This window comes from Rhodococcus sp. G-MC3 (genome assembly GCF_030063335.1).
GTDB lineage: Bacteria > Actinomycetota > Actinomycetes > Mycobacteriales > Mycobacteriaceae > Rhodococcoides.
In genome coordinates, this window is record NZ_JASISW010000029.1 from 1 (window position 1) to 23,657 (window position 23,657).

The window sequence follows — 23,657 nt, forward strand, 5'->3', positions numbered from 1 at the left end:
GTGTTTCTCGTAGCCGAGGTGTTCGGTCATTTCCGCGTCCAACGCGCTTTCGAGGACATTCTTGGTGAGTTGATTGAGGAGCCCGTTCGGACCCATCAACTCGATGCCCTGTTCCTTGGCTTGAGCCAGGAGCTGCTCGGCCAACTGCTTCTGATCCACCTCGGTCGCTGCCATGGGATCCAGTGTTTCCGTCATCGTCGATCCTTCCCGCCAAGCTGGGCTCGGCGTGTCGAACCAAGCGCCGGATCAACCGTTTATCTGACAGTCCCCCTCGCTGCGCAGTCCCTACCGCCACCGTAAGTAGACGGTATTGGTCTTAGCCCTGGTACTGACGTGCACGGCACCTCGAGCCGTTCTCGCTGCTGCGTCGCAGCAATGCTTAGGTCGCTTGGTGCCACCCGTCCTGGTCCAGGGTCTCGATTGCGAGGAGCCGACCGTCTAAAGGTTGGAAGCTGACGGTGAGAGTGCAGTGTGGTCGACGGCAGTGCAACATTGTTGCGATCCGTTTGGCCTCGTCGATTGTGCGGGCTTCGTGAGGTGGCACCGACTGCTCGGCGCCGAGTGGGTGTGGCGAGTCCTCGGTGACAAGAACAGGCCAATTTGGGACGGGTTGGACGCGACCTTCATTTCCAGCCTCCTTGACTGTTGAACACCTCGCGGGTTTGCTCGGCTAGGTCCAATATGGCGGTTCGATGTCGGGATCGTCTAGGACTGTTTCGATGCGTGGGTCCGCGAGGATCTCGTCTATAGCGCGGATGCTTGCTCCAACGGTCGCGAAGTGCGGGTCGACGTCGTTGGTGATGCACCAAGACTCGTCGGCGGGCCAGATGAATGCGGGATCGGGTGAGTCGCCGTACGGCCAGCGTTCCGAGTCATCGCTGTTCCAGTCCTGGTAGTCCGCAAGCGTTCCGCGGAACAGCCAGTAGTCGCGGTTGGGGATCTTGAAATTGGGCCAGGAGGAGATGGTGATGGAATCCCATCCGTCCCATAGCGCGAAGTAGCACTTGTCCGGTGTGGTCGTGTATCGGGACAACGTCTCCAGCGCGACGCCTATCTGAGCAAGCTCACTGATTCCGCCCTGATCGAACTCGACGTTGCTCGTGCTCTGCCCGGGAAAGCTCGGGTCCGGAATGAAGTTCACACGCGCATACTTGTCGAACCCGACCGGCCCGCGCCCTGCTAGCCGGTACCACGGCAGATGCTGCTCGGTCATCCATCTGGCCGCCGACGCATCTCGGCACAGTTCGAAACTCACTTCGTCATTGTCCACGTCCCGTCAGTATTCGGCTCGCTCCGTGCCACCCATCGAACCGGCCAATCCCTAGTTGCGGATCGCGTGTTGGATCCGATGCAACTTTGACGCATCTGTTCTTTTCTGCACCAGCCGTGAACCGGTTACAGCCCCGATACCTTTGTTCCACCCCGCACACGGGGGGCCGGGCCGCTCGCTCGCCGATCGGTTCCGCGCTGCAGCCTTCCTCGCGGGTGCTTCGTTCCATCAATCGTGGGCCTACGGGACTTGGGATCCGCTTATGGCCTTTAGTCGCTCTTGGCTCGTTGCGCTCGCTTGTGCGGTCGTGGTTCTGTCAGCGGTCAGTGCTTGCGGAAATGGCGACGGCGCGAGCGACCAACCCCCGGCCGAAGCATTGGGCGGCCCGTACTTGCGCGAAAATACATGCACAACAGACGATTCACACGGCGAGACCGTTGACTACGCGCGTCGGCTGACTCAGCTGTCGCAGACAGCCGGGGAGCTCCTCTTGGTCAACGGCATCTCACCTGGGCCCACTATTGCTGTTAAAGGCCAACTTTCATCCGATCAGGCTGCAGATCGCGCCAGTACTGTCTCTGGGGATGCATCCATCGCTGAAGCGCTATGGGTAGCGGCGCCCCGCCGGGAGACGAGCCTCGATCCCGTTCGCGACACCGATGAGTATTACGCCGCGGAGGCGCGACGAATTTCGACGTTCGAGGTTACCGAGGAGAGTCTGAATCAGATGCTCGGACCGAGTTGGTCATCCGTCATTGAGGTGGTCCAGGAGTTCGCCCACAACGGGTACGAACAGTACGTCGAGCAGATTCGCGATGCACTGCCGATGCGGGTGGCGGATGCAGCGGCGAAACGAGCCCAACTCCGTGCGATGTCCGTCGACGCTGACTTGGAAAGCCAGTGGGAGGCCGCGCAGTCGATTGTCGGCATCTACTTTTGGTCGTGCATGATGTCTTCTCGCGACGCCGGCCACGATGTCGACCAGTCGTCGTCGGTCCTCGGAGAGATCCTCGCAGCAGACGCCGTCGGCGCGGCATTTGCGGAGACCTTCGGACCTCGTGAGTTGGTCGAGCCTTTGACGCTGGGTCTGCAAATCGTCCTCGGCGCCAGGCCGAATTCAGCCGCGGCTGAGCAGCTGACCAAGGACTACGACCCGAACGAAATTTTGTCCCCCGAAGACGTCGAATTGATGGAGGCGGAGGAGCCAAGTCTGGAAGGGCCCTAGCGCACACCTCCCAAGGTGAAATGAAAGTCTGACTCATGAATCTGGCCGATAACCGATCCGACTCGTACACCGCGGTGACCAAGAGCCCAGACTCTGGCTTAGTCGTACCTCGACCGTCGTCGAGGTACGCTCGGCTCATGACTTCGTTGAAAGGCGCATGACCGGCTCTCGCACGCTTGTCGTGCATATAGCTTCGTCGGTGATCGGCGATGGCGAGATTGCAGTCCCGCAGGTGGGTGCCGTTCTCACCGGGCCGTTGCGATTCGTTGAAATGCCCGACGCCGCACCTGACGTAGTTCGCATCAAAGCGCGCCTCGAGCCCTCCAGCCAAGTACCCATACTGCAGCCATAACATGCCTCGCCGATGGGAGTGGAGCGGACTGCTACGCGGCGACGGTTGGACAGCATCATGGCGTGGATTCCGACCTCTCACCGGCGAGGTCGAACTGGTCGGGCGTTTCAGCGGCAACTTCGGATACGACACAGATGGCCGATTCCGTGGCCGAATAACACGGGTACGGATGGTGTCCGAGCGAATCGAGCGACGTCGCGACGCGGGTTGGACACACGTTCCAGGGCACCGCGGTTATCGCGAAGTCGACTTCGCACCAAAGTTTTTCGGCGACCCACCGATGACCGCCGATGAATTCGGCCCTGTCGATCTGGAACAGAGCGTGGCAGTCGATATCGATCTCGATGACGTGCCCGCGCTACCGATACAACCGAGCGTGGTTCCAGGTGACGTCTCGGTCGCAGGTCGGTTGCGCTGGATCGCCGATTCCGAGCTTCCCCTGATTGTTGTCATAGCCAGCGACAGTAGTGTCACCGAGTATCGGCTACCGGTGAAGACTGGACAAGGTCCTCGCATCTGGGCGACCGAGACGGGATGTTGGGCTACCGGAACGAACGGGACCTACTGGATTTCACACGGCGACGACCCGGTCCAAGTGGACGACCGGCCAGTGTACAACGCGGCCATCAACGGCTGCACGTTGCTTACATGCACAGACGACGCTACCTGGCGCCTCTACTCCCCCGACGCAACTCCGATCGACGTCGACGCCGTTCACGGCTGGGTGAATTCTCTCGCTGTCGAGGACGACAGCTTCATTGCTGTTGTCCGCCCGGCTGATCGGCCTGGCGTCCGGTTAGTTCGTGTATCGGTTCATGGCGAAACGACCATCGGTCCGGAAATTCCCTCCGAGCCTCGCGGGCACGGCAAGCCCTACTTGGCGGGTAGCCCGTTGCGTCTCATTCGCGGCGTCGACATGGCTCTCGTGCAGCGCGACCTGCGAGTGCGCGACGACGGCGAGAAGCTGGGACACGCCCAATTCCATGGCGGCCAACTGGGACACTTCGCGTGGACGATCGGCCATCCACCTGACGGCACCTCATCGTCGGGTTGGTGGCCGCTGCCCGGCCCGGTCTCGTACGACCGAGGCACACAGTTCTGGCTGTTCACCATGTACGACGCGGAGACCTTTGCACCGTTGACGAGTGTTCCAGTGTTCGCCACTCGGCCGCATGTGACGATCGACCACGATAGCCGCATCCTGCTGATCGGCCGAGGCGTTCAGATGGTTTACCCCCACGACCCGGTAATGCAGGTCCCCATAGAGCTGAACGTCGCTGATCTGGTCGACGATTCTCGTCGGTTGCCGCAGTCGTGATCATTCAACTCATCAGGACTTGCTCCGTCTGAAACGAGTAGAGGCCGAGATTGGTAGCAGTGCAATGCATTTGGATCAGTTTCTGCTGCGCGGCCGCGAGGCTGAGGGTCAGGCCGTCGACATCGCCGGCCCAACCGCGTTCTGGGGCCTCGGTGATCCGCTCACGCTGGCTTGAGATAATGTTTTCGAGCCGTGTTTGTTGGCTGGGGTCCGGGAGGAGCATCGGGCAGCGAACGCACGCGTGTTCGTGTTGGCATCCTGTCCCGGAGGTGCCGAGTGCGAGTGTGCGCGCGGCGAAATAGTCCATATCTTGAGCACGACGAGAACACAGCCCGCAACAAAATGCGGCTACCGAGACCAAGAGCGGCGCGCCTTATGCGCCGTGAAGCGCTCGCCAACCTCAGCCTCGAACATCCCCGCGTCAAAGTTCCACCACACTGACTCAACGTCGACGGACCGACCATGTTGGAAGTCGCGAAGAAACACCATCTGGAAGGTGTCGTCGCCAAGAATATTTCCTCGATCTACTAGCCCGGCAAGCGATCTCGGGATTGGTTGAAGACCCCGCTGAGGGCTAATTGTGAGGCCGTATTGTGCGGATTCCTCCCTGGATCGGGCGGAGCAGCTGGCGGTGTCGGTTCGCTGATCCTCGGCGCCCATGACGACGTCGGTGACCGATGCAGTCGGACGATGCTGGAACCGTTGCTGCCGTGGCCTGGTAATGAGCAGGTCGCGGGAGGCGAACGAAAAGCTTTACCGCCGAATGATTCTGGATGCAATCCTGTGCCGCCGCGCCGCGTTCGGCTACGGGTGCGTCCGCGCAAAGTGCTTTGGGTAACGGTTGGTTGCACTAGGTGTGAGGCGCGCGTCCGAATCGTGGCGCCTCACACATAGAGCTGACACTACAGGTCAGCGCTTGATGTTGGCGGCGAGAGTTTCCCAGTTTCGGTGACCGATCGCTTCCCGGCTTGTGTTGGGGATCGATGCGGCATCAAGGAAGTTTCGTGCGGCGAAATCGTGGGGGCCGTTGAACGGGTAATCGGTCGCGTGCATGATTCGGTTCGCACCGACTACATCGATTGCCCAATCGAGGTAGCGGTGGCTGGCGATGCCTCCCGGGGTGATGTACGCGTTGTTGCGGAAGTACTCCACAATGGGGCGTTGCAGCGTGTTGACTCCATCGAGGAGAGCGATCCGATCGAGGTAGAACAGTACGGTTTCCCCCCAATGTCCGAGGACGATCTGCAAGTCGGGAAATCGATCGAACACGCCGGCGAGGATCATACGGAGGAAGCCGATCCCGGTTTGGTAATGCCATCCGGGTGCGCCGGTGCCGAGGAGTCCATACCCGTCGTAGTAAGCGTTCGCGACGGTGTCAGGCGGCAGAGTGGGGTGCAGGTAGATCGGCACCCGATGTTCGTTCGCGACGGCGAAGATGTCCCAGTACTTGGTGTGGTCGTGGAATTCACCGGCGGTGAGCGTGTGCAAGAGCACGCCGGTGAGGCCGAGTCGGGTCACAGCCCGTTCGAATTCCGCGGCGGCGGCCCTCGGATCAGGGGTCGCGAGTGTGGCGAACCCACTGAACCGGTCCGGGTGGTCCTTTACCGCCGCAGCGATGAGGTCGTTGGTCGGCCCCTGCAGGGCCGTTGCTTCGGATTTCGGAAGGTTCTGCAGGCCGGGTGAGGTCAGCGACAGGATGGCATGATCAACACCAGCGATGTCCATCGCGGCGAGGCGTTCGTTACCGAGATCGAGCAAGGGGCCCGCGACATTGCCGCTGACGGTCCATCGCATCACCGGTTCGTCGAGGTTCGGGTCGTGCTTTCGCCAGGCGGCGAATACGTCGAGGGTGGCCATATGTTCTTCGAGGCCAATGATCCGTGTCATCGCTTCGACTCCATCCGTGCCAGGTCGGTCCCGTTACCGCCGAGGGATCGCTGCGCCGACTCCCATTGAGCGTCATCGAGATGGAGTGCGTGTAGGAGGAATGCTGCTGCAGTCTCGCGCAGCTGTCGTACCATCGCGGGGTTCTCATCAGTGGTCTCGCGGGCGTCGTAGCCGGGAATGCCGCCGAGGGAGTGTTCGCCGCCGTGCAGAGTGAGTAGGTGCTTCTCGCCCGGGCTGTCGGTGTAGGGGTCGGCAGACCAATCGGGGCCGCGGGTACTCAGCGGGGAGTCGTCCTTGTCGCCGAGGACTACGAGAGCAGGTGCGGTCATGCGGTCGAAGACCGGGTTCATGAAGGGCAAGTGCTCTGCGGCAAACGGTGACAGGTCGCTGCCACGTCCGGCCGTGGCAATGAGCACGCCGGCGCGCACCCGGTCGTCGGGGGAGTACACGATGTCGCCGGTATCTGGATCAACGACGCCGAGGCCAAGCAGGATTCCGGTGGTCTGGCCGCCGAAAGAATGTCCGGCGGCGGCGACGCGTGTGGTGTCGGTGCGTTCGCGCAGTCCCGGGACGGTGTCGAGGATCTCGCCGAGGTGGTCAAGGATTTGGATCGCATCCTTGGCGCGTTGCCGCCAGATGCTGGCGCGCCGGGGGTCCTCGTCGGTTAGACCCACGCCCCGGGAGTCGAGATAGGTGGGCTGCAGGACAACGAAACCGTGCGAGGCCCACCAGTCCGTGAGTGGACCGTATCCGTCCATCGACTCTCCAAAGCCGTGGGAGAACAGAATGACGGGGAGTTCGGTCCCGGTCGTGGGCGCGGATATTCGAAGCTGCAGGTCAGTTCCGCGCCCGTTGCTCGGCAGGGAGATGGGTTTGACGGACAAGATCGGCTCTTCAGCGGCGATCAAATGAGTGGTGTTCTCCAACATGGGGATACCTTTCGAGCGAAGTGGTCGGTTAGCGCCAGCCGGTTGCGGGGGCAACGTGGTCGACGATGTTCTCGAGGATGCCGGTGGCGTGTTCGACGCCGAGGTGCGTCGGGATGGCGAGTAAGACCGTGTCGGCCTCCTTGATCGCCTCGTCGGCGGCGAGGAGGGCGGCAATACGGTCCGGGGAGCCGGTGAAGGTGCGTCCGGTCCGGAACGGTGCGAACCCGGGGATGCTGGAAACTCGATCAGGTTCGTCGCCGTGTCTGCCGAACAGCGCGTGGTCTTGCGTGGTGGTGACCGGCAGCACACTGCGAGTGACGGCGACTCGCGGGGAATGCGTCCAGCAGGCGTCCTGCCACGCTGTGCGATAGGTGCGAATCTGTTCTGCCTGCGCGACGTCAAACGGTATGCCGGTGTCTTCCAGCAGTACCGTGGAGCTTTGGAGGTTCAATCCCTGTTCTGCTGCCCATATCGAGGTCTGCTGTGTCCCGGCGCCCCACCAAATTCGGTGGCGGAGGCCCGGTGATCGAGGCTCGATCGGAACGCGGCCGGCGCGGTGAGCCCATTGTGGATCTGAATCGGCTAGCGGTTCGCCGCCGATCGCCGCAAGGAACTGCACTGTCTTCTCTCTGGCCTCGGCGACGTCGTGCACCCCGTCGGAACGTGTGTACCCGAACAATCCTGGCCCATCTTTCGCCTGCCCGGGTGCGCCGCGGCTGAGGCCGAGTTGCAATCGGCCTCCGGCGATCAGGTCCGTGGCCGCAGCGGTCTCCGCCATGTACAGAGCATTCTCATACCGCATGTCAATGACCCCGGTGCCGAGCTCAATCCGGGATGTGCGCTCCGCTGCGGCAGCGAGTAACGGGAATGGCGCGGTCAGCTGCTCGGCAAAGTGATGTACGCGGAAGTACGCCCCGTCGACGCCAATTTCTTCCGCTGCGACGACCAGTTCGATCGACTGCCGATAGGCCTCTGCTGCGGTCCTCGTGCCAGATTCCCGGGAATCCTGCCAGTGTCCAAACGAAAGAAAGCCGAGCGACTTCCGCCTCTCGGTGCGTGTGAACTCTCCGTCCGATCCCGCATACGAAACAGCTCGAGACATCAGGATTCTCCCTCCAAATTTTGGTTGCATCGGCAACTATATAGACGAAAAGTTGCCAGTGCAACTACTTTGGTAGGATCGTTGACATGTCAAGAGGCCTACCTGGATTGAGTGATACGGAGACGGAGCTGTGGATTGCGCTCACGGTGATGTCCCAGCTATTCACACCATCGATGGACCAGCGTCTCCGGGCGGTCGACTTGACTCTGTTCGAGTACGGTGCGCTGATGTCGCTCCTGGACTCACCGAAGCACACGTTGCGGATCAGTGAGATGGCAGAGCGTACCTACGCGCCCCTGCCACGCATGTCGAAGGTAGTCGTGCGACTCGAGTCGCGCGGCCTAGTGCGCCGCGTTCGGTCTATTGCAGATTCACGCGCATTCGACATAGAGCTCACGACGGCAGGGCGTAGTCGGCTGCGTGACTCGGCCCCAATCCAAAGCGCCGCAGCCCGCGAACTTGCACTACGTTGCTTGTCCGCCGACGAGGTCACTACTCTCGGCACCCTTCTCTCACGCCTGGTGCGAAGCCTGGACCCAAACGGACCTTTAGGTACGGAGCGGCAAGCGGAAGGTGGGCGTGACATGGAATCGGCGGAGGAATCTTGACCTTGGGGCGCGGGGTCGACATCGTAAAATCGCTTGGTCTGCAACTGAACTCGACGCCACGTTACAGGGTCGCAGGCATGCTGGTCGGGCCCGTTAGGCGCGACCAGCAGGCCTACTGCTGCCAGGACCCGTTGGAGTACGCCAGTCTCGTTCTCGATGGGTGCCGCTGAATCCGGTGGGCCGACCCTCGAACACCATTCCAGCCCCGTCGAAGGTCACGCGAACCGCATCAAGATGCTCAAACGACAGATGTACATGCAGCCGAACCTCGACCTCCTCCGCAATCGTGTCTAGCACGAATGCTGAAGCGCGGCAGTGGCTTTACTGAAAGTGTGCCAGATTCAATCTTCTCGAACCTCGTCACACTTTCCGTGGCAGCTCTCGAGGCCTTCAGCGGCTAGGGAGTATTCCGTGTGCAGGCCGGGTCGAAGCTGGAGCGTCCATACATCTGCCGATCTAGCAGCGCATCCCATCGGGTGAACGCTGGGTCATAGTCTGAGCAGCCGTTCCGCATTGAGGTGGCCGAGCATGTGCCGCTCCTCGCTGCCGATTGGTGCCGTATCGACGAACTCCGCAGCTCCCCCCTTCCCGCCGAAACGTCCCTTCATTCCGCGGTAGGGGTCGTCGTCGCCGTACATTACGCGGCCGGGGCCGAGCACATCGATTGCAGCCGTTAGCATTCGGTGACTGAGCACACCGCCTGCCGTGACGTGGATGTTTCCCGTGATGTAGTCGATCACCCTTCGTTCGAGCGTGAGATTGCCCTCGCTGAGGAGGTCGGCGCGGTCGGCGAACGGGATGAGCAGCTCCCCCCAGCGTCCAAGCACGATCTGCAGATCGGGGTGCCGGTCGAACGTGCCGGCAAGAACAAGTCGGAGTGCTGCCAGGCCTGCGTCGACGTGCCATCCCCAGCCTCCGGTTCCGAGGTTGAGGGTCGTCCAGTCGTCGAATCCGCCATACATTGCGTCGCGTGCCGCCTTCAGTGGTTGCCCCGGATGGAGGTAAAGCGGCACCTTGAGCGCCGCGGCGGCCTCGAACACCGGCCGGAACGAGGGATGGTCGAGATAGCGATCGCCGGTGAGAGGCACAACCTGGGCGCCGACCATGCCGAGCTGCTGCACGCAGCGTTCCAGCTCGCGGGCCGCAGCCTCGGGATCCGGGGTGGGCAGGGTGGCGAAGGCGGCGAACCGATCCGGATGTGCGCGCACAGCGTCGGCCAGAAAGTCGTTCGCGTCGTGCGCCAATGGGATCGCTTCCGATGCATGGAGTGGCTGTGTGCCAGGTGTGGTGATGGAGAGGACCTCCAAATCGACACCGGCTGCGTCCATGCGCGCGAGCCGCTCTTCCCCCACTTCGCGTAGGCGATGATCGGTCTGCTCGCGGCTACTGAGCACGTTGACGGTGTCGTCGCCGCCGTATCTGAGGAGAGCGTCGCGCAGCTCCGAGGTCCAGGCGTGCGCCTCGACCGAGATCACCCGCCGACCGACTGTGGTTTCACTGCTCACGATTTGCCCTCCTCGTCGTGCAGGGGCAACTCGTCATCCGAGGTCAGGCATTGTCGTACCGCCCTCGCCAGCGAACTCGGATCCGATAGGTAGCCGAAGTGTCCGATCCCCAGCAGGGTGACCCTCTGCAACTTGGGCAGCACCTCGCTTAGCGAACCCTCGCGATCCGCAGGTAGGACGGGACTGTCGTCACCGATCAGCAACCAGACGGGTCCGGCTATTCCATCTAGATCGCCCTTCCTCCAGGTCAGCGAGTCGAGCAACCTCACCTCGTCGGGGAAGCTGTGTGCTGTCTCGAGCATCCGCTGCCACAACGGTGATGACTCGAATGCGGCAATGTCGTTGTCGGGCAACCCGATGACATCTCGCAAAATGGCGTGTAATGCAACCTCTGGCGGGCCGTCGTCAAGCAAAAGCCGTATCTCGGGGATGTGCCCCGCACTGACAGGCCCGTCGATGGCGTGACGCGGTTCGTAGGCGATGATCGGGCCGGCGAACCGGTCACGGGCTGCATAGGCAATTGCGCAGCCGCCGCCGAAGCTGTGGCCGAGAACGGCTGCGCCAGGTCCGGCCAGAGCGACAACGGCCGAAAGGTCGTCGACCTCGGCGTCGATCGTTGGATTTGCGTGAACGCGAGGACTTCCCCCGCGGCCTCGTCTGTCGTAGAGATAGACGGTGTGCGTGGCCGCCAATGTGGTCGCAAAAGATATCCAATCCGCAGCCTCGGAAAAGGACCCATGGCAGACCACGACAGCGGGTCCAACACCCAGTCGCTGGACCTCGATCGGCGTACCGTCGGACGACTTCACGGCCTCGAAAGTGTGATTCGAGGCGGTAAGGCCGTCGTGCGGATGGTGCATAGGGCTCACGTGAATACTCCTCATCTTAAATGTAAGTTAAGGCAAGCAGAAACTTTTCGTGACGTCAACCACACGACCAGAAGTCGTGCGTTCGTGATTGTTGGGCCAGCCCGCGCAATCGGCCATGTATGCTAGGCCGGTCTGCGCTCGCCTGGCCCAGGCTCACTTGCGATCAACGAGGGACGAAAACTGTGGCGAGAAATCGTGTTCAGATCCCTCGTGAGGAGCGACGGGCGGATCTCATCGCCGCAGCTACTGAAGTCCTCCTCAGTCGCGGTTTCGAGACGGCAACGATGGACGACATCAGCAAGGCGGCTGGGGTCACCCGTGCGAACATCTACTGGTATTTCAAGTCGAAAGACGAAGTCTTCGCCGCTGTCATGGAGCAGTTGCTGCGCCGTGACTTCGGCGCGCTGGCGGTCGAAAACGCGGATCTCGATGCGGTGGGAAGGCTTACGCGGGGCTTGATCAGTATGCGTTCGTATCGGTCTCTGCATCAGGCGATGCACGACCGCCTGATGCACCACGATGGCGTACGGCGGGCGCACGACCTGTGGCTTGATTGGCTCCGCAATCAGGTGCTCCAAGTGCTCGACGAGCGCGGCATTGAAACCGATCGTGACCTCGTCGCTCACCTGATCGAGGCGGTGTTCGAGGCTGTGCACGTGCCGCTCGACCATCGGCAACCGCCACACGAAATGATTCGCTTCATTCTCGAGCGCCTGAGCGATGCCCCGGTCCACGGAGCCTCGTAGGCCCACCGGCCCGCCCCTTGGTCTGCGTTGACCGACCCGCTGGACTGAGCGTGCTCGCCGTGCAGTAGCTGCGCGGTCTTCCGTGGTCGCTAGTTCCTGTACGCGTGTGTGGCGCCTCGTTCGTTCCTGTACGCGTGTGTGCCACGTCGTTCGTTCCTGTACGCGTGTGTGCCACGTCGTTCGTTCCTGTACGCGTGTGTGCCACGTCGTTCGTTCCTGTACGCGTGTGTGCCACGTCGTTCGTTCCTGTACGCGTGTGTGCGGCTTAGCCTCACGCTCCTTGTCGACGGCGTTCGTCGTCTCAGGCGCTGTCATTCGAGCTCGCTCCACCCAAGGTGGACTCTTCGCAAATCACTTATTGACGAGATCGCTTGCGACACCTATGTTAACTCTGTGTCAAGACAAATTGTGTCCTTACGCACACCTAGGAGGTTCGACAGATGCCAGTCCCTCAGACCGCATCGCAGGCGATACATCTCAAGCGGCGCCGAGCGCGTACCGCCGCGCTCTCCGGCTTCTTCGGCACCACCCTCGAGTACTACGACTTCCTCATATACGGGACAGCTGCTGCTCTGTACTTCGGTCCGGTGTTCTTTCCTGACAACTCGTCGGCCACCTTGATTGCACTCGGCAGCATCGGTGTCGCGTATGCCGCCCGCCCGCTCGGCGCTGTGATCTGGGGCCATCTCGGTGACCGCATCGGCCGCAAGGATGTGCTGCTTTACATCTTGTTCACGATGGGTGTAGCGACCCTGCTGGTCGGCTGCATTCCCAGCGCCGATTCGATCGGTGTGGCAGCTCCGATAATCCTCATCGCGCTACGTCTCGTCCAGGGGGTCTCAGCCGGAGGTGAGCAGGCGGGCTCGGCCCTCCTGGCCCTCGAGCACTCTCCCGACGATCGTCGCGGTTTCTACACGAGCTGGACACAGGCAGGCTCACAGTTCGGCAACTTTCTCGCTTTTTTGGTGTTCGTGCCACTTGCCGCCATCCTCCCCGAAAGCGAAATGATGAGCTGGGGTTGGCGAATCCCGTTCTGGGCGAGTGCAATCGTGGTGCTACTAGCCTTCTTCCTGCGCCGACGGTTGGCCGAGCCCGAAGTTCGCCAGCAGCTCGAGTGTGAGGGGATGGCAGCCAGGATTCCTCTCGCTGCGGTGCTTCGGAACCACGGCGGTGCGGTGGTTCGGATCGTGCTGGGTTCGGTCTGCATCGCCCCTGCCGGGCTCGTGTACATCTTCGGTCTCGCTTACGGAACGAAGATGGGTCTCGAACGGGCGGGATTGTTGAACCTGGTTGCCGTGGCCAGCCTCGTCATGATCGTGACACAGCCACTTTTCGGCCTGTTGTCCGACCGAATCGGCCGAAAGCCGGTGTTCATCACCGGCGTTACGGGCTCGGCCATAGTGATCCCGTTCTGGTTGAGCGCGCTACACGCCGGCAACGGGATCCTCGTCTACGCGCTCGGTTTGCTGCTGATGGGCGTCTTCGTGGCAATGAGCTCAGGAGTTCTACTTGCCACGTTCCTCGAGATGTTCCCGGCCGACATCCGATTCAGCGGCATGGCCGTCAGCTTCACGGTGGGCATTGTCATCACCGGATTCATTCCTGCCATCGCCCAGTCACTGGTGCAGGGCAACCCCGACAACTGGACGTCCATCGCCTGGCTGTTCGCCGGGATGATGGCTATCTCGGCGATCGCCATCGCCACAGCTCCCGAGACCTTCCGCACCCCAACGGCATTACTGGGTCTACGAAAGCCCTTGCACTCGAACGACATTACCGAACCGGCGGCGCCGGTAGCCGGCCTGCAGAACTGAACGAAAGATATCAACTGATGACCAGAATCGCTTCGGCCGAGTCACATATGCCTTCCGGCGACGACGCGACAGACCTCGAAGCCCTGTACACAGGGTTGACTGCCGCGGCCCTTCAGCCGCTGTGGACTATCACCGAGGAGCTGCTGACTCCCACTCCACGGCCCGCGGCCGTGCCCTGGCTCTGGCCGGGATCGACGATGAAACCCCTTGCACGCGAAGCTATCCGTCTCGTGCCGGTAGAACGGGGCGGCGACCGGCGAGTACTCGCGCTCGCCAATCCGGGTCTGGGGGGTCGCCCCTACGCAGTCGGCACCCTCTGGGGCGCACTACAGTGCCTAGGCCCCGGGGAGGTAGCTCCCGCCCACCGGCACACACCGGGTGCCGTCCGATTCGTGATGGAGGGCGAAGGCGTATGGACCACGGTCGAAGGTGACGCGTGCGACATGCGACCCGGCGACTTGGTGCTCACGCCGGCGAACAGGTGGCACGACCACACCAACGGTGGGGACTCGGAGATTTTTTGGTTCGACGGACTGGATCTACCGATCATTGCGGCCCTCGACGGCGTGTTCTTCGAACACTGGGAGGGGCCAGGACAGTCGCAGCCCCAGCCTGCACAACACAACGTCTCGGAACGCCGTCACGGCGCCAGAGCAGCGTCCGAAGCGGATCGAACCGAGCGCACTCGAAGCAACCCCCGGTACACCGCCGATGCAGTCACGGGTTCTTTCAGCCCACAGCCGTCGGAACTACTTGTCTACCGTTGGGCAGATACCGACGCCGAACTCGAAAGCCTTGGTGAGGAATCGGACTCCCCCCTTCTCTCGGTCGAGTACACGGACCCGAAGTCCGGGGCCAGTGTGCTGCCCACGATGGCCTGTGCCGTGCACAGAGTGCGCGGTCACGGCACGGCCGTGCGTCGAGCGGGCAACGCGATCTACGTGGTGTTCCGTGGTCATGGTGAGAGTGTGATCGACGGACAGCGCTTCGCCTGGGCACCTGGCGACATGTTTGCCGTGCCGTCGTGGGCAGCCCTCGAACACGACTCTGACGGCGCGGACCTCTTTGTGGTATCCGACGAGCCGGTACTACGCGCCCTCGGCATCGATCGCCGCGAAGTGCTACCCGACCCGCAAACCGTGACCGGCACCTTCGACGGCACCCTGGCCGCGCGAATCGAGGCGACCGAATGAAGCTCGCGTTGTTCAACGGCAACAAGCTCGGCGTTGTCACAGCTGGCATGGATGACCAGATCGTCGACGTGACGGACGCGCTACCGTGGCCACACGACCCGGACCCGCTGACGGCAGGCTGGTGGCGAGCACTCTGCCGCGACTTCGACCAGGTGCGGCCGGCACTCGAACGGGCCGCAGCGACCGGCGTTGCGCATCCGATCGCCGAAACCTCCCTTCAAGCTCCGGTGCTGGGCCCGTCGAAAATCATTGCCGCCGCATCGAACTACCGCGAACATGTGGCCGAGATGCACGACGTACAGCAGCGCACGCTCGGGCAAGTGGAACCGTGGATGATGGAGTTCGACGTCTTCCTCAAAGCGTCGTCGTCAATCGTGGGTCCTGGCGCAAGCATCGTGCTGCCGACCGAGATTCTGGCAGCTGGTCAGGAAATCCATCACGAGTCAGAGCTCGTCGTGGTGATGGGCTCCGGCGGAAAGAACATACCGGTCGAGTCGGCACTCGAGCACGTGCTCGGCTTCACCACCGGACTCGATATCACCGTGCGCAGCCCGGCCGACCGCTCACGCCGCAAGAGTTACGACTCGTTCAGCCCCGTGGGTCCCTGGATCGTGACCCGTGACGAGGTCGGCGACGGCTCGGGCCTCGACATCCTGCTGACTTCCGACGGAGAAGTTCGGCAGTCTGTGAACACCGACGACCTCATCGTCTCCGTGCCGCAAATCATCGCCTACGCCTCGTCGGTCATGACACTCCTGCCCGGAGACCTGCTGTTCACCGGCGCACCACCAGGGGTGGGGCCTATCGCGCTGGGCGAGGAGCTCCACATGCGGATCGAACGCATCGGGGAGATGCGGGTACAGGTGCGCTGAACAACCCGGCAGTGGATCTGAAGTACACAGCGACAGAACAGTTTTGACAGGATTCGGCCCAATGCCGCATCCATGAACCAACGGAGAACAATGATGAGCAACAGCATGAGTGACGTCTATCAGTCGATGGCCGTCGGAGATGACGTGCAATCCACCCTCGACCCCGACCCCTTCACATTCGGCGTTCCGGCCCACCCCGACCAACGCGGCAATGCAGAACAGCGGGAGCGGCTGGTCGGGATCGCGGCGTCCCTGACCAAGATGCTCGCCGACAACGCCGCAGAGGCCGACCGCAATCGACGAGTCCCCGAACCTGTCATCGATGCGCTGGCCGAAGCCGGTCTCTTCAAGCTGACCCTCCCCAAGCGATACGGCGGCCATCAGGCCGACGTACGCACAATTGTCGATGTCGCTGCAACCCTTGCAGAGGGCTGTGGTTCCACCGCCTGGGTCGTGACACTGATCAACACGGTGGGCATCGCGGTAGGGATGCTGCCAGAACAAACGCAGGACGAAGTGTTCGGCGCCAACCCTGAGGCCCGAGTGGCGGGAGTCTTCTCTCCCCGGGGCCGCTCAGAGAAGGTAGCTGGCGGCTTCCAGGTAAGCGGCGAGTGGTACTACGGCTCCGGATCCCTCCACGCTGACTGGGTGATGGTGGGTTTCCCGCTCGTCGACGACTCCGGCGAGACTGTCGACTTCGGGCTCGGTCTCATCCCCCGCTCCGATTACGAAATCAAAGACACGTGGCATGTAGTCGGGATGCGTGGGTCGGGCAGCAACGCCATTGTCGCTGACGATGTCTTCATCCCCGACCACCGTATTCTCTCCGTTAGTGCGGCTATCGACGGCCGGTTCCCGACCGAATTCCATGACGAAACGCTCTACCATTCGGCGTTCCACCCGGCGTTCACGCTAGTGCTCACTGGTGCCCAGCTCGGGATGGGGCGGGCAGCTCTCAAGCATGTGGTCGAGGCCGCCGACAAGCGAACGATCGCAAATACGATTTACTCCCGGCAGCGGGACTCGGTAGGCTTCCAACTGCAGATCGCGGACGCAGCGGCACTGATCGATACAGCACACCTGCACGTGTATCGGGCGGCCGAGGACATCGACGAGGCGGCCCGGCGCGGCGAGAACCCGAGCTACCAGCTGCGTGCACGGCTTCGATCGGATGCGGCACGCGCGGCTACCTGCGTGAAGGATGCACTCGATCTGCTGATCACCGCACATGGCGCTGGGAGCTTCGCGGAGTCGAGCCCGATCCAGCGAATGTGGCGCGACTCGAACATCGCGCTCCGGCACGGAACCCTCGTGCCGCCCGCCACCCGCGAGATCTACGGCAAGTCACTGCTCGGTTACTCTCTCGACGAGAACATCACGAAGCTTCTATGATGTTCCAGCCGACACACACACGAGCAAACTCTCCCGTATCGGTATCGATCGACAGCGGTCACTACCGCCGTGTACTCGGCCACTACCCGACAGGTGTCTGCGTGATCACCGCGATCGCGCCCGATGGGAAGCCGGTCGGGATGACGGTCGGTTCTTTCACCTCAGTCTCGCTCGACCCTCCACTCGTTGCCTTCCTAGCGATGAAGACCTCACGGGCCTTTTCGACGATCGTCGAAGTCGGGCGGTTCGCCGTCAACGTGCTAGCAGGTGACCAACTCGAACAGTGCCGTAAATTCGCTTCGCGCGAGAACGACAAATTCAATTCGGTCGCGTGGCGACTCTCTCCACTCGGTTCACCAGTGCTCCTCGAATCCCCAGCATGGATCGATTGCACAGTCGAAAGTGTGATCGAACTCGGCGACCACGCGATGGTAGTCGGAGCCGTCAGCGAACTGGACGTCGAACGATCGGCCGCACCACTGATGTACTTCCAGGGCGGTTACGGCCGATTCTCGGCTCTGTCGATGGTCATCGACACGGCCGACGAACTAAGTGCGCACCTACGATTGGCCGACCTCGCCCGGCCGAAGTTGGAAGAGATCTCGAGGGCCTTTGGCGTGCACGCGGCGGCAAATGCCCTGGTGGGAGAGCACGTTGTTCAGCTCGCCTGGGTAGGCGCTGACGGTCTCGATCTGGAGACCAATCTAGTCGGTCTGAGGCTGCCTTTCGTAGCACCATTCGGCTTGCTCTTCGCTGCGTGGCAATCCGATGAGGAGCGAGAGGCGTGGCTCGGCGAGTCGAAGGCGGACGAGCTTGTGCGACAAATCTTGCTCGATGACCTCGAGCAGGCGCGCCAGCAAGGTTGGGCTGTCATACCCGACCACGCGATACTCCGTGAGATCGAGGCGAGCATTGCCCGCATCGCCACCGACGGCGCACTACGTGCGTCTCTAAGCGAACTCGAAACGCAAATCGTCAAGTTCGCCCACCAGTACACCGCGCTTTCGCGCGACCGACCACGCGGACTCTCGGTGCCGGTGTTCGACAACACCGGGCACGTGGTGCTCACAGTGACCGCACAACGCTTGCCGCAGTTGAGTCCCCGAATGCTTGACCAGTGCCGTGCAGCACTCGTCTCTGTCGGGGAAGAACTGACCCGGGCAATCGGCGGCTTAATGCCACCTATCGCGCTCGACGAGAAGTAAGGAAGGAATATCTCATGGCACTCACCCAACACTTGCCCACGTCGCAGCCGGCCCCGGTCTATGCCGATCCAGGGCCCGCAGTGACCGTTTTATCGGCAAAACCGGTAATTCTTCCAGGCTCCGAGGCTCGTGGTGCGAATCTCAAGGTGCGGGTCTCCGCGCCCGCGGTGGGGGACAACCTCCCGGTGGTCCTGTTCAGCCACGGTTACGGTTCCTCGCTGGAAGCCTACGGTCCGCTCACCGACTACTGGGCCTCTCACGGCTTCGTCGTGCTTCAACCCACCTACCTCGACTCGCGCACGGTCGGCGTTCCAAACGACGATCCGAGGGTGGTCGATTTTTGGCGATTCCGCGTCACCGACGCGCGAAGGATCCTCGACGACCTCGACACGCTCCTTGCAGCAGTGCCTGGTCTGCCAGATCGTGTCGAACGCACGCTCATCGCCGCGGCGGGACACTCGTTCGGGGGACAGACGTCCGGCATCCTCCTCGGACAACGGGTCGGGCCACCAGCTGGCGAATACGAAGACTTGTCCGATCCTCGGATTCTCGTCGGTGTGCTGCTGGCGACTGCAGGCACTGGCGGGGAGGACCTTTCGGACTTCGCACACGAAAATCTCTCGTACCTCAACGCAGACTTCAGTCAACTGTCGCGGCCAACCCTGGTCGTGGCGGGAGATGCGGACGATTCTCCGCTCACAGTCCGAGGGCCGGACTGGTCGGAGGACCCCTACCGGATGAGTCCCGGCGCCGACCAGTTGCTGACATTGTTCGGTGGTGAGCACTCGCTCGGCGGCATTCCCGGTTACGAGGCCGCCGAGACCACAGATCAGAGCACGCCGCGCCTCGGCGTTGTGCAACAACTCACCTGGGCGTACTTGCAGACCGCGCTGAGACGAGACAGTGGGGCTTGGTCGTCTGCAATCGCCGCATTGCACGCCAGCGCCGAACCACTCGGTCGGGTCGAGTCAAAGTAACCGGACGAGCCCGCCGCTGGCCGGCAGGAAGAATCTATGAAGGCGGTGCCGCGCGGCAGTACATGGCGGCCCAGGGCATTGCTATTTCCGGGACGTTGAACGATCTCAGAGCCTGCGAGCATTGCCCGCATTCTTAGCTGTAGCAACGGCTACTCGAAACACGAAATGACCAAGCTCGCTGGCGTTTTCGCCGAATTCGCCTGAGCGACACAAATCTGACTAGGGGAACCACCGCACCATGCGTATCGCGAATTACGACAACCGAGCCGTCCTTGTCACCGGCGAGACCGGTGCCGAACAGGTTCTTGACATCGCCGGACTGTCAAAAGGGCGGTTCGGCCCTGATCTGCCTTCGGTGTACAGGTCATGGGACAAGGTAAATGAGTGGCTTGCAGGTGCGGCCTATACCGATCACCCGGCGACCCCGCTGGATCGGAGCAAACTGGGCGCCCCCTCCCCGGAGCCACGTCAGGTCTTCGCCGTTGGGTTGAACTATCGCGATCACGCCGCCGAATCAGGGTTCGACTCTCCTACAGACTTGCCCCCAGTTTTCACCAAATACGTCTCGAGCTTCACAGGGCCGGATACCGACGTGATCATCCCGGACGGAGGCAACGTCGACTGGGAAGTCGAACTCGTCGCGGTCATCGGACGCCAAGCCAGCAAAGTCGCCAGAGACGGTGCCTGGTCATATGTGGCCGGACTCACGGTTGGACAGGATATATCCGAACGCATCTCTCAGCTCCGCGGCCCGGCACCGCAATTCGGCCTCGGCAAATCCTTCGCCGGATTCTCCCCCCAGGGGCCCTGGCTGGTCACCCCCGACGAATTCGACAACCCTGACGATCTCGAACTCGGGTGCACCATCGACGGCGAAGAAATCCAGAAAGGGCGCACCCGCGACCTGATCGTCTCCATCCCGATGCTGATCTCGACACTTTCGCAGACGGTCACCCTCTACCCCGGTGATGTCATTTTCACCGGCACCCCCGCCGGTGTAGGTGTTGGCCGCGACCCCAAACGATTCCTAGCCGTCGGTGAACGGATGCGCAGCTGGGTCGAAGGCATAGGCGAGGTGAACCAGCACTTCGTCGCCGAACCTCGCACCATCTAGAAAGGCCGAAGTCATGGCACTGCACGGACTGGGCAAGGTCACTGTCGGCGTCCCTAATGTCGACGAGACTATCTCGTATTACACCGATTTCGGCCTTGATCACCTCGGGGCCGGCAAATTCGCCACCCGCAACGGCGGTGAGCAACTCGAAATCGTATATGCACCAAGAAGACGACTTGTCGAATTATCCATCGCCGCAGATGATATCAACGATATCGCCGCCACTACGCGCAGCCTCAGAGTATTGGGTCACACTGCCGAACAAGACGGTACCTCGGTTTGCGCCATCGAACCGGCTACCGGGACCCTCATCCGGGTCGCAGTCCGCCCCCGGATCACGATCGAACCTATCGTCGCGTCCACCCCCTACAACGGGCCCGGACGGATAGACCGATGGGGCAGAGCACCTTTCCTATCCCGCACCGACAAGGTGCGCCCACGCAAGCTCGGACACGCGGTGATCGGATCAACCGATCTCGAGACCACCATGAAATTCTTCACCGAGGGCCTCGGGTTCAAAATAAGCGACTACATGGGCGACAAAGCAGCATTCCTGCGATGCTCGGTAGAGCACCACAATGTTCTCGTCATGGCAGCACCGGTGAACTTCATGCACCACACCAGCTGGCAGGTCGACGACATCGACGAAGTCGGACGCGGAGCCCACGCCATGCTCGAAGGTAAACCTGAGCGGCACATCTGGGGACTGGGCCGACACTATGCTGGCGCCAATTTCTTTTGGTACCTGAAAGACCCAGCCGGCAACTTCTCTGAGTATTACTCCGATATGGACACCGTCCCAGAGGATGAACTGTGGTCTCCTGAAATTCTGCATGGCCTTCAGGGCCTCTACGCCTGGGGCCCCCCGCCTCCGCCGTCGTTTCTCGAACCTGACGATCTCGCAGCTCTGATGACCGGGGCGCACTCCAACCGAAGCTGACTCGATTTCGTATACACAATCGACGAACACCGATGCGGCAGCGTCAAGTATAGCAACCGCAGTATGCCCGGCTGTCCAACGCACCTCAGCCGCCTAACCAACACATTCGAAAGTAGACACTGATGCCAGTCGCACACGTTGTAACAATCACCTTCATCGATGACACCCCGACCGAAACAGTCGATACCTTTCACCGCAACCTCGGCGCCGTCTCGGCCGTCTGCTTGGGCATAGAATCCTTCCGACACGGCCGGGATATCAACTTCCGGACAGGAACCGCTGACTACGCGATCTCGGCGCTCTTCACAGACGAAGACGCTCTGCGGGCCTATCTGACAAATCCCGAACACGTGCGTATCACAAACGAATTCGCACCTAATATCGTGGCGAAAACATCCGTTCAATTTCAGAGTGACGCGACATCAGGTAGTGCCGAGGTTTTTAGTGCGATTCAGGTGGGAGAAGAATCGCTGTCCAAAACGTCTGAAAGAAGATAACAGTACGCGAATGTTGTCAGATGGGCCAAAACAGCTGAATTCAAAATCGTGCCGCGAGCGGTCATGGCAGCCTCTCATGAGTCCGATCCGTCCCTGAACCGGGACACACAAGGCTTAGCCCCCTCATCTTTGTGCTGAGGGGGGCTATCCCTAGCTCCTCTAACCTCGATCTTTCGTCCGTAAGACGTGTTGGCCTGAGCGGTTCGAGATTGGTGTTTTCGAGCTCGATCGTGTCTTCGGGCATGGTGATTCAGCCGATATCGTTCGGTTGGCGCTCGGTTCCACTGTCCGAGTTGGGGTCTTTCGGATCGGTCGGTCGGGGTGATGGTGGTCAGGTGGGCGCGGGTAGCGCCGACAATCGGTTCAGGGCAGTGACGATCAGTCCTGAGTAGGTCGCGTTCTTCGACAGTCGCAGCCGGGTGCGCCGGGCGTGAGTAGCGATTCTGCCGGCGATGGAGAAGAGGCGATGACGCAACCGTTTCGGTTCCCACCGACGCGCATCGTGATCTGTGAACGCAAGCGTTTGCTTCCACGCGGTGAGGTCGAGGGCGAGTTGCACGATAGCGAGCCAGATACGGTTCTGGTCGAACCCATGCAACGGAAAGTTTCCGAGACCGGTGTCTTTCGAGTTGCGGATCCGGTCTTCGCAGCGAGCACGTCGCCGGTGCCGAAGTTCGAGATCCTGAACCTGACCACGGGTTGTGTTGGTGGCGAACGCGGTCAATCGAAGTCCGTCGGAATCTGTGAATCGCAGTTGCGCGCCGGGGTGTGGGCGCTCCTTCCGGACGATAACGCGTATCCCCGACGGCCACGAGCGGAGTTCGAGGATGCCGGTGGCATCGATCACCCATGCGCCGTCACGGACCTTCTCGTCGGCGTCGACTGCTGCCGACGATGCCGTGTCCGGGATATCGGCGAGGGCGGTGACCATGGCGTCGGTAAGCCCGAACCCAATGGAATAGGAGACGGGTTGGCCCGCCAGCCACGACATGTAGGCGTGGCTGGCACCGGCGCCATCGGCGCGGACCAGTACCTTCTTACCGGGGCGACTGCCGGTGGTGAAGGGGAGTTGCGCGAGCGCGGTGCGCGTCACCTCGATGTGGTCGTCGGCCGTGTTCGAGCCGGCGTTGCCTGCTCGCAGCACCGCAGCGAGTGGCTCGCCCGTACCTGCGCTACCGTGGTCGGCGAACGCCAACAGTGGGTGAAATCCGAAGCCACGCTTGTATGTTGGCGCAGCATGTTCCTTCTCGGAGTGTGCGGTGACGAGTGTTGCGTCGAGGTCGATGACAATCGGGTTCTGCGCGGTGATGTTGTGGTCGGGTGCGTGTTCACCGGCGTGCATCCATGCTGCAGCGCGGGCTAGGGCTCGGGCGGTGTCGATCGCTGCCAAGGCCTTCGGCGCGTCAGCGGCCAAAGTGGCGATCAGACGGGACACAGTGGGGTCGGAAGGGATCAGTCCGAACACCGCGGTGTGCTCGCGGAGTGTTGCGATGTCGGCGAGGCAGTCACCACCGATGGCCAGCGACACCGCGAGATCGAGAACTATTTTTCCGGGGTCGAAGTGTGACGCTGGTCCGGCGATGCACCCGTGCTGAAACCTTGACGCAAACGGTGTCGACTGGCACAAGCAACTACGTAGGTGCATTGGTCACCACCGGGTTCGCGCACCTATAGTGAGCGCCGCCGCCTGTCGCTATGTTGCATCCGGTGCGGATAGATCCCAGTTGGACTGGCGGATGTGCAGTATTCGAAACGTGCGGTATTCCTCGGCAAGCTGTGCGGACCGAACAGCCAGGGCTCATCTCACCAACACTGGTTACGCGGTTGACCGACGGTTCGCGA

Annotated in this window: 22 protein-coding genes and 1 pseudogene; 15 read left to right on the forward strand and 8 right to left on the reverse strand. The window is 61.8% G+C overall.

The annotated features are described in order from the left end of the window. Both QMK17_RS23340 and QMK17_RS23345 read right to left on the reverse strand, forming a co-directional pair. Positions 1-195 (reverse strand): transposase (locus QMK17_RS23340; RefSeq protein ID WP_442972819.1); only part of this gene is annotated, 195 nt, incomplete at its 3' end. Positions 196-670: 475 nt separating this feature from the next. Beyond that, the gene (locus QMK17_RS23345) at positions 671-1,255 is read right to left on the reverse strand and encodes a hypothetical protein (protein ID WP_283511677.1); all 585 of its coding nucleotides are present in this window, start codon (positions 1,253-1,255) and stop codon (positions 671-673) included. A gap of 277 nt (positions 1,256-1,532) precedes the next feature. On the opposite strand from QMK17_RS23345, the gene QMK17_RS23350 reads away from it, so the two are divergent. The 3 genes from QMK17_RS23350 (at position 1,533) to QMK17_RS23360 (ending at position 4,165) form a co-directional block, all read left to right on the forward strand. Next, complete coding sequence (locus tag QMK17_RS23350; RefSeq protein WP_283511678.1) at positions 1,533-2,495, forward strand: hypothetical protein; 963 nt, start codon at positions 1,533-1,535, stop codon at positions 2,493-2,495. A 157-nt stretch (positions 2,496-2,652) separates the two neighbouring features. Then, positions 2,653-2,847 carry a hypothetical protein gene (locus tag QMK17_RS23355; protein ID WP_283511679.1) on the forward strand — a complete coding sequence of 65 codons (195 nt, stop codon included), beginning with the start codon at positions 2,653-2,655 and terminating at the stop codon, positions 2,845-2,847. Between the two features lies 1 nt (position 2,848). Continuing rightward, positions 2,849-4,165, forward strand: a complete 1,317-nt coding sequence (locus QMK17_RS23360) for a hypothetical protein (protein WP_283511680.1) — start codon at positions 2,849-2,851, stop codon at positions 4,163-4,165. A gap of 909 nt (positions 4,166-5,074) precedes the next feature. On the opposite strand, the gene QMK17_RS23365 is transcribed toward QMK17_RS23360, so the two are convergent. From QMK17_RS23365 to QMK17_RS23375, 3 genes are read right to left on the reverse strand one after another with little or no spacing between them, the layout of a single operon-like run. Next, positions 5,075-6,052: an amidohydrolase family protein gene (locus tag QMK17_RS23365; RefSeq protein WP_283511681.1), complete on the reverse strand. Its 978-nt coding sequence runs from the start codon at positions 6,050-6,052 to the stop codon at positions 5,075-5,077. Continuing rightward, positions 6,049-6,981 (reverse strand): alpha/beta hydrolase family protein, encoded by a 933-nt coding sequence (locus tag QMK17_RS23370; protein ID WP_283511682.1) that lies wholly within the window; start codon positions 6,979-6,981, stop codon positions 6,049-6,051. The genes QMK17_RS23365 and QMK17_RS23370 overlap by 4 nt, the downstream gene beginning before the upstream one ends. Before the next feature lie 28 nt (positions 6,982-7,009). Next, a complete protein-coding gene (locus QMK17_RS23375; protein WP_283511683.1) occupies positions 7,010-8,083 on the reverse strand; it encodes an LLM class flavin-dependent oxidoreductase in 1,074 nt (357 codons plus the stop codon). A gap of 173 nt (positions 8,084-8,256) precedes the next feature. Here QMK17_RS23375 and QMK17_RS23380 point away from each other — a divergent pair, with 173 nt between their 5' ends. Together QMK17_RS23380 and QMK17_RS23385 are read left to right on the forward strand one after the other, a co-directional pair. After that, a complete protein-coding gene (locus QMK17_RS23380) occupies positions 8,257-8,691 on the forward strand; it encodes a MarR family winged helix-turn-helix transcriptional regulator (protein WP_283511684.1) in 435 nt (144 codons plus the stop codon). A 156-nt stretch (positions 8,692-8,847) separates the two neighbouring features. Further along, positions 8,848-8,985: a hypothetical protein gene (locus QMK17_RS23385; RefSeq protein WP_283511685.1), complete on the forward strand. Its 138-nt coding sequence runs from the start codon at positions 8,848-8,850 to the stop codon at positions 8,983-8,985. A 194-nt stretch (positions 8,986-9,179) separates the two neighbouring features. Here QMK17_RS23385 and QMK17_RS23390 read toward each other — a convergent pair whose 3' ends face one another. Beyond that, entirely contained in the window at positions 9,180-10,196 is a 1,017-nt protein-coding gene (locus QMK17_RS23390) for an amidohydrolase family protein (RefSeq protein WP_283511686.1), read from the reverse strand. Beyond that, complete coding sequence (locus QMK17_RS23395; protein ID WP_283511725.1) at positions 10,193-11,056, reverse strand: alpha/beta fold hydrolase; 864 nt, start codon at positions 11,054-11,056, stop codon at positions 10,193-10,195. Before QMK17_RS23395 ends, QMK17_RS23390 begins: the two co-directional genes overlap by 4 nt. A gap of 128 nt (positions 11,057-11,184) precedes the next feature. On the opposite strand from QMK17_RS23395, the gene QMK17_RS23400 reads away from it, so the two are divergent. The 10 genes from QMK17_RS23400 (at position 11,185) to QMK17_RS23445 (ending at position 21,815) form a co-directional block, all read left to right on the forward strand. Further along, positions 11,185-11,811 carry a TetR/AcrR family transcriptional regulator gene (locus QMK17_RS23400; protein ID WP_283511687.1) on the forward strand — a complete coding sequence of 209 codons (627 nt, stop codon included), beginning with the start codon at positions 11,185-11,187 and terminating at the stop codon, positions 11,809-11,811. 440 nt (positions 11,812-12,251) lie between these two features. Then, the gene (locus QMK17_RS23405; RefSeq protein ID WP_283511688.1) at positions 12,252-13,625 is read left to right on the forward strand and encodes an MFS transporter; all 1,374 of its coding nucleotides are present in this window, start codon (positions 12,252-12,254) and stop codon (positions 13,623-13,625) included. Between the two features lie 17 nt (positions 13,626-13,642). Next, positions 13,643-14,818 carry a cupin domain-containing protein gene (locus tag QMK17_RS23410; protein ID WP_283511689.1) on the forward strand — a complete coding sequence of 392 codons (1,176 nt, stop codon included), beginning with the start codon at positions 13,643-13,645 and terminating at the stop codon, positions 14,816-14,818. Then, positions 14,815-15,690, forward strand: a complete 876-nt coding sequence (locus tag QMK17_RS23415) for a fumarylacetoacetate hydrolase family protein (RefSeq protein ID WP_283511690.1) — start codon at positions 14,815-14,817, stop codon at positions 15,688-15,690. Before QMK17_RS23410 ends, QMK17_RS23415 begins: the two co-directional genes overlap by 4 nt. A gap of 105 nt (positions 15,691-15,795) precedes the next feature. Further along, on the forward strand, positions 15,796-17,082 hold the full coding sequence (locus QMK17_RS23420) for an acyl-CoA dehydrogenase family protein (RefSeq protein ID WP_283511691.1): 1,287 nt from the start codon (positions 15,796-15,798) through the stop codon (positions 17,080-17,082). Further along, on the forward strand, positions 17,082-18,287 hold the full coding sequence (locus QMK17_RS23425) for a flavin reductase (RefSeq protein ID WP_283511726.1): 1,206 nt from the start codon (positions 17,082-17,084) through the stop codon (positions 18,285-18,287). Before QMK17_RS23420 ends, QMK17_RS23425 begins: the two co-directional genes overlap by 1 nt. 14 nt (positions 18,288-18,301) lie before the next feature. After that, positions 18,302-19,264 carry an alpha/beta hydrolase family protein gene (locus QMK17_RS23430; protein ID WP_283511692.1) on the forward strand — a complete coding sequence of 321 codons (963 nt, stop codon included), beginning with the start codon at positions 18,302-18,304 and terminating at the stop codon, positions 19,262-19,264. A gap of 238 nt (positions 19,265-19,502) precedes the next feature. Further along, positions 19,503-20,378, forward strand: a complete 876-nt coding sequence (locus tag QMK17_RS23435; protein ID WP_283511693.1) for a fumarylacetoacetate hydrolase family protein — start codon at positions 19,503-19,505, stop codon at positions 20,376-20,378. A gap of 13 nt (positions 20,379-20,391) precedes the next feature. Then, entirely contained in the window at positions 20,392-21,318 is a 927-nt protein-coding gene (locus QMK17_RS23440) for a VOC family protein (RefSeq protein ID WP_283511694.1), read from the forward strand. A gap of 122 nt (positions 21,319-21,440) precedes the next feature. Further along, positions 21,441-21,815 carry a Dabb family protein gene (locus QMK17_RS23445; protein ID WP_283511695.1) on the forward strand — a complete coding sequence of 125 codons (375 nt, stop codon included), beginning with the start codon at positions 21,441-21,443 and terminating at the stop codon, positions 21,813-21,815. A 331-nt stretch (positions 21,816-22,146) separates the two neighbouring features. Here QMK17_RS23445 and QMK17_RS23450 read toward each other — a convergent pair. Further along, positions 22,147-23,388 (reverse strand): annotated as a pseudogene (locus QMK17_RS23450) (IS1380 family transposase); the annotation flags it as partial. Between the last annotated feature and the right edge of the window lie 269 nt (positions 23,389-23,657).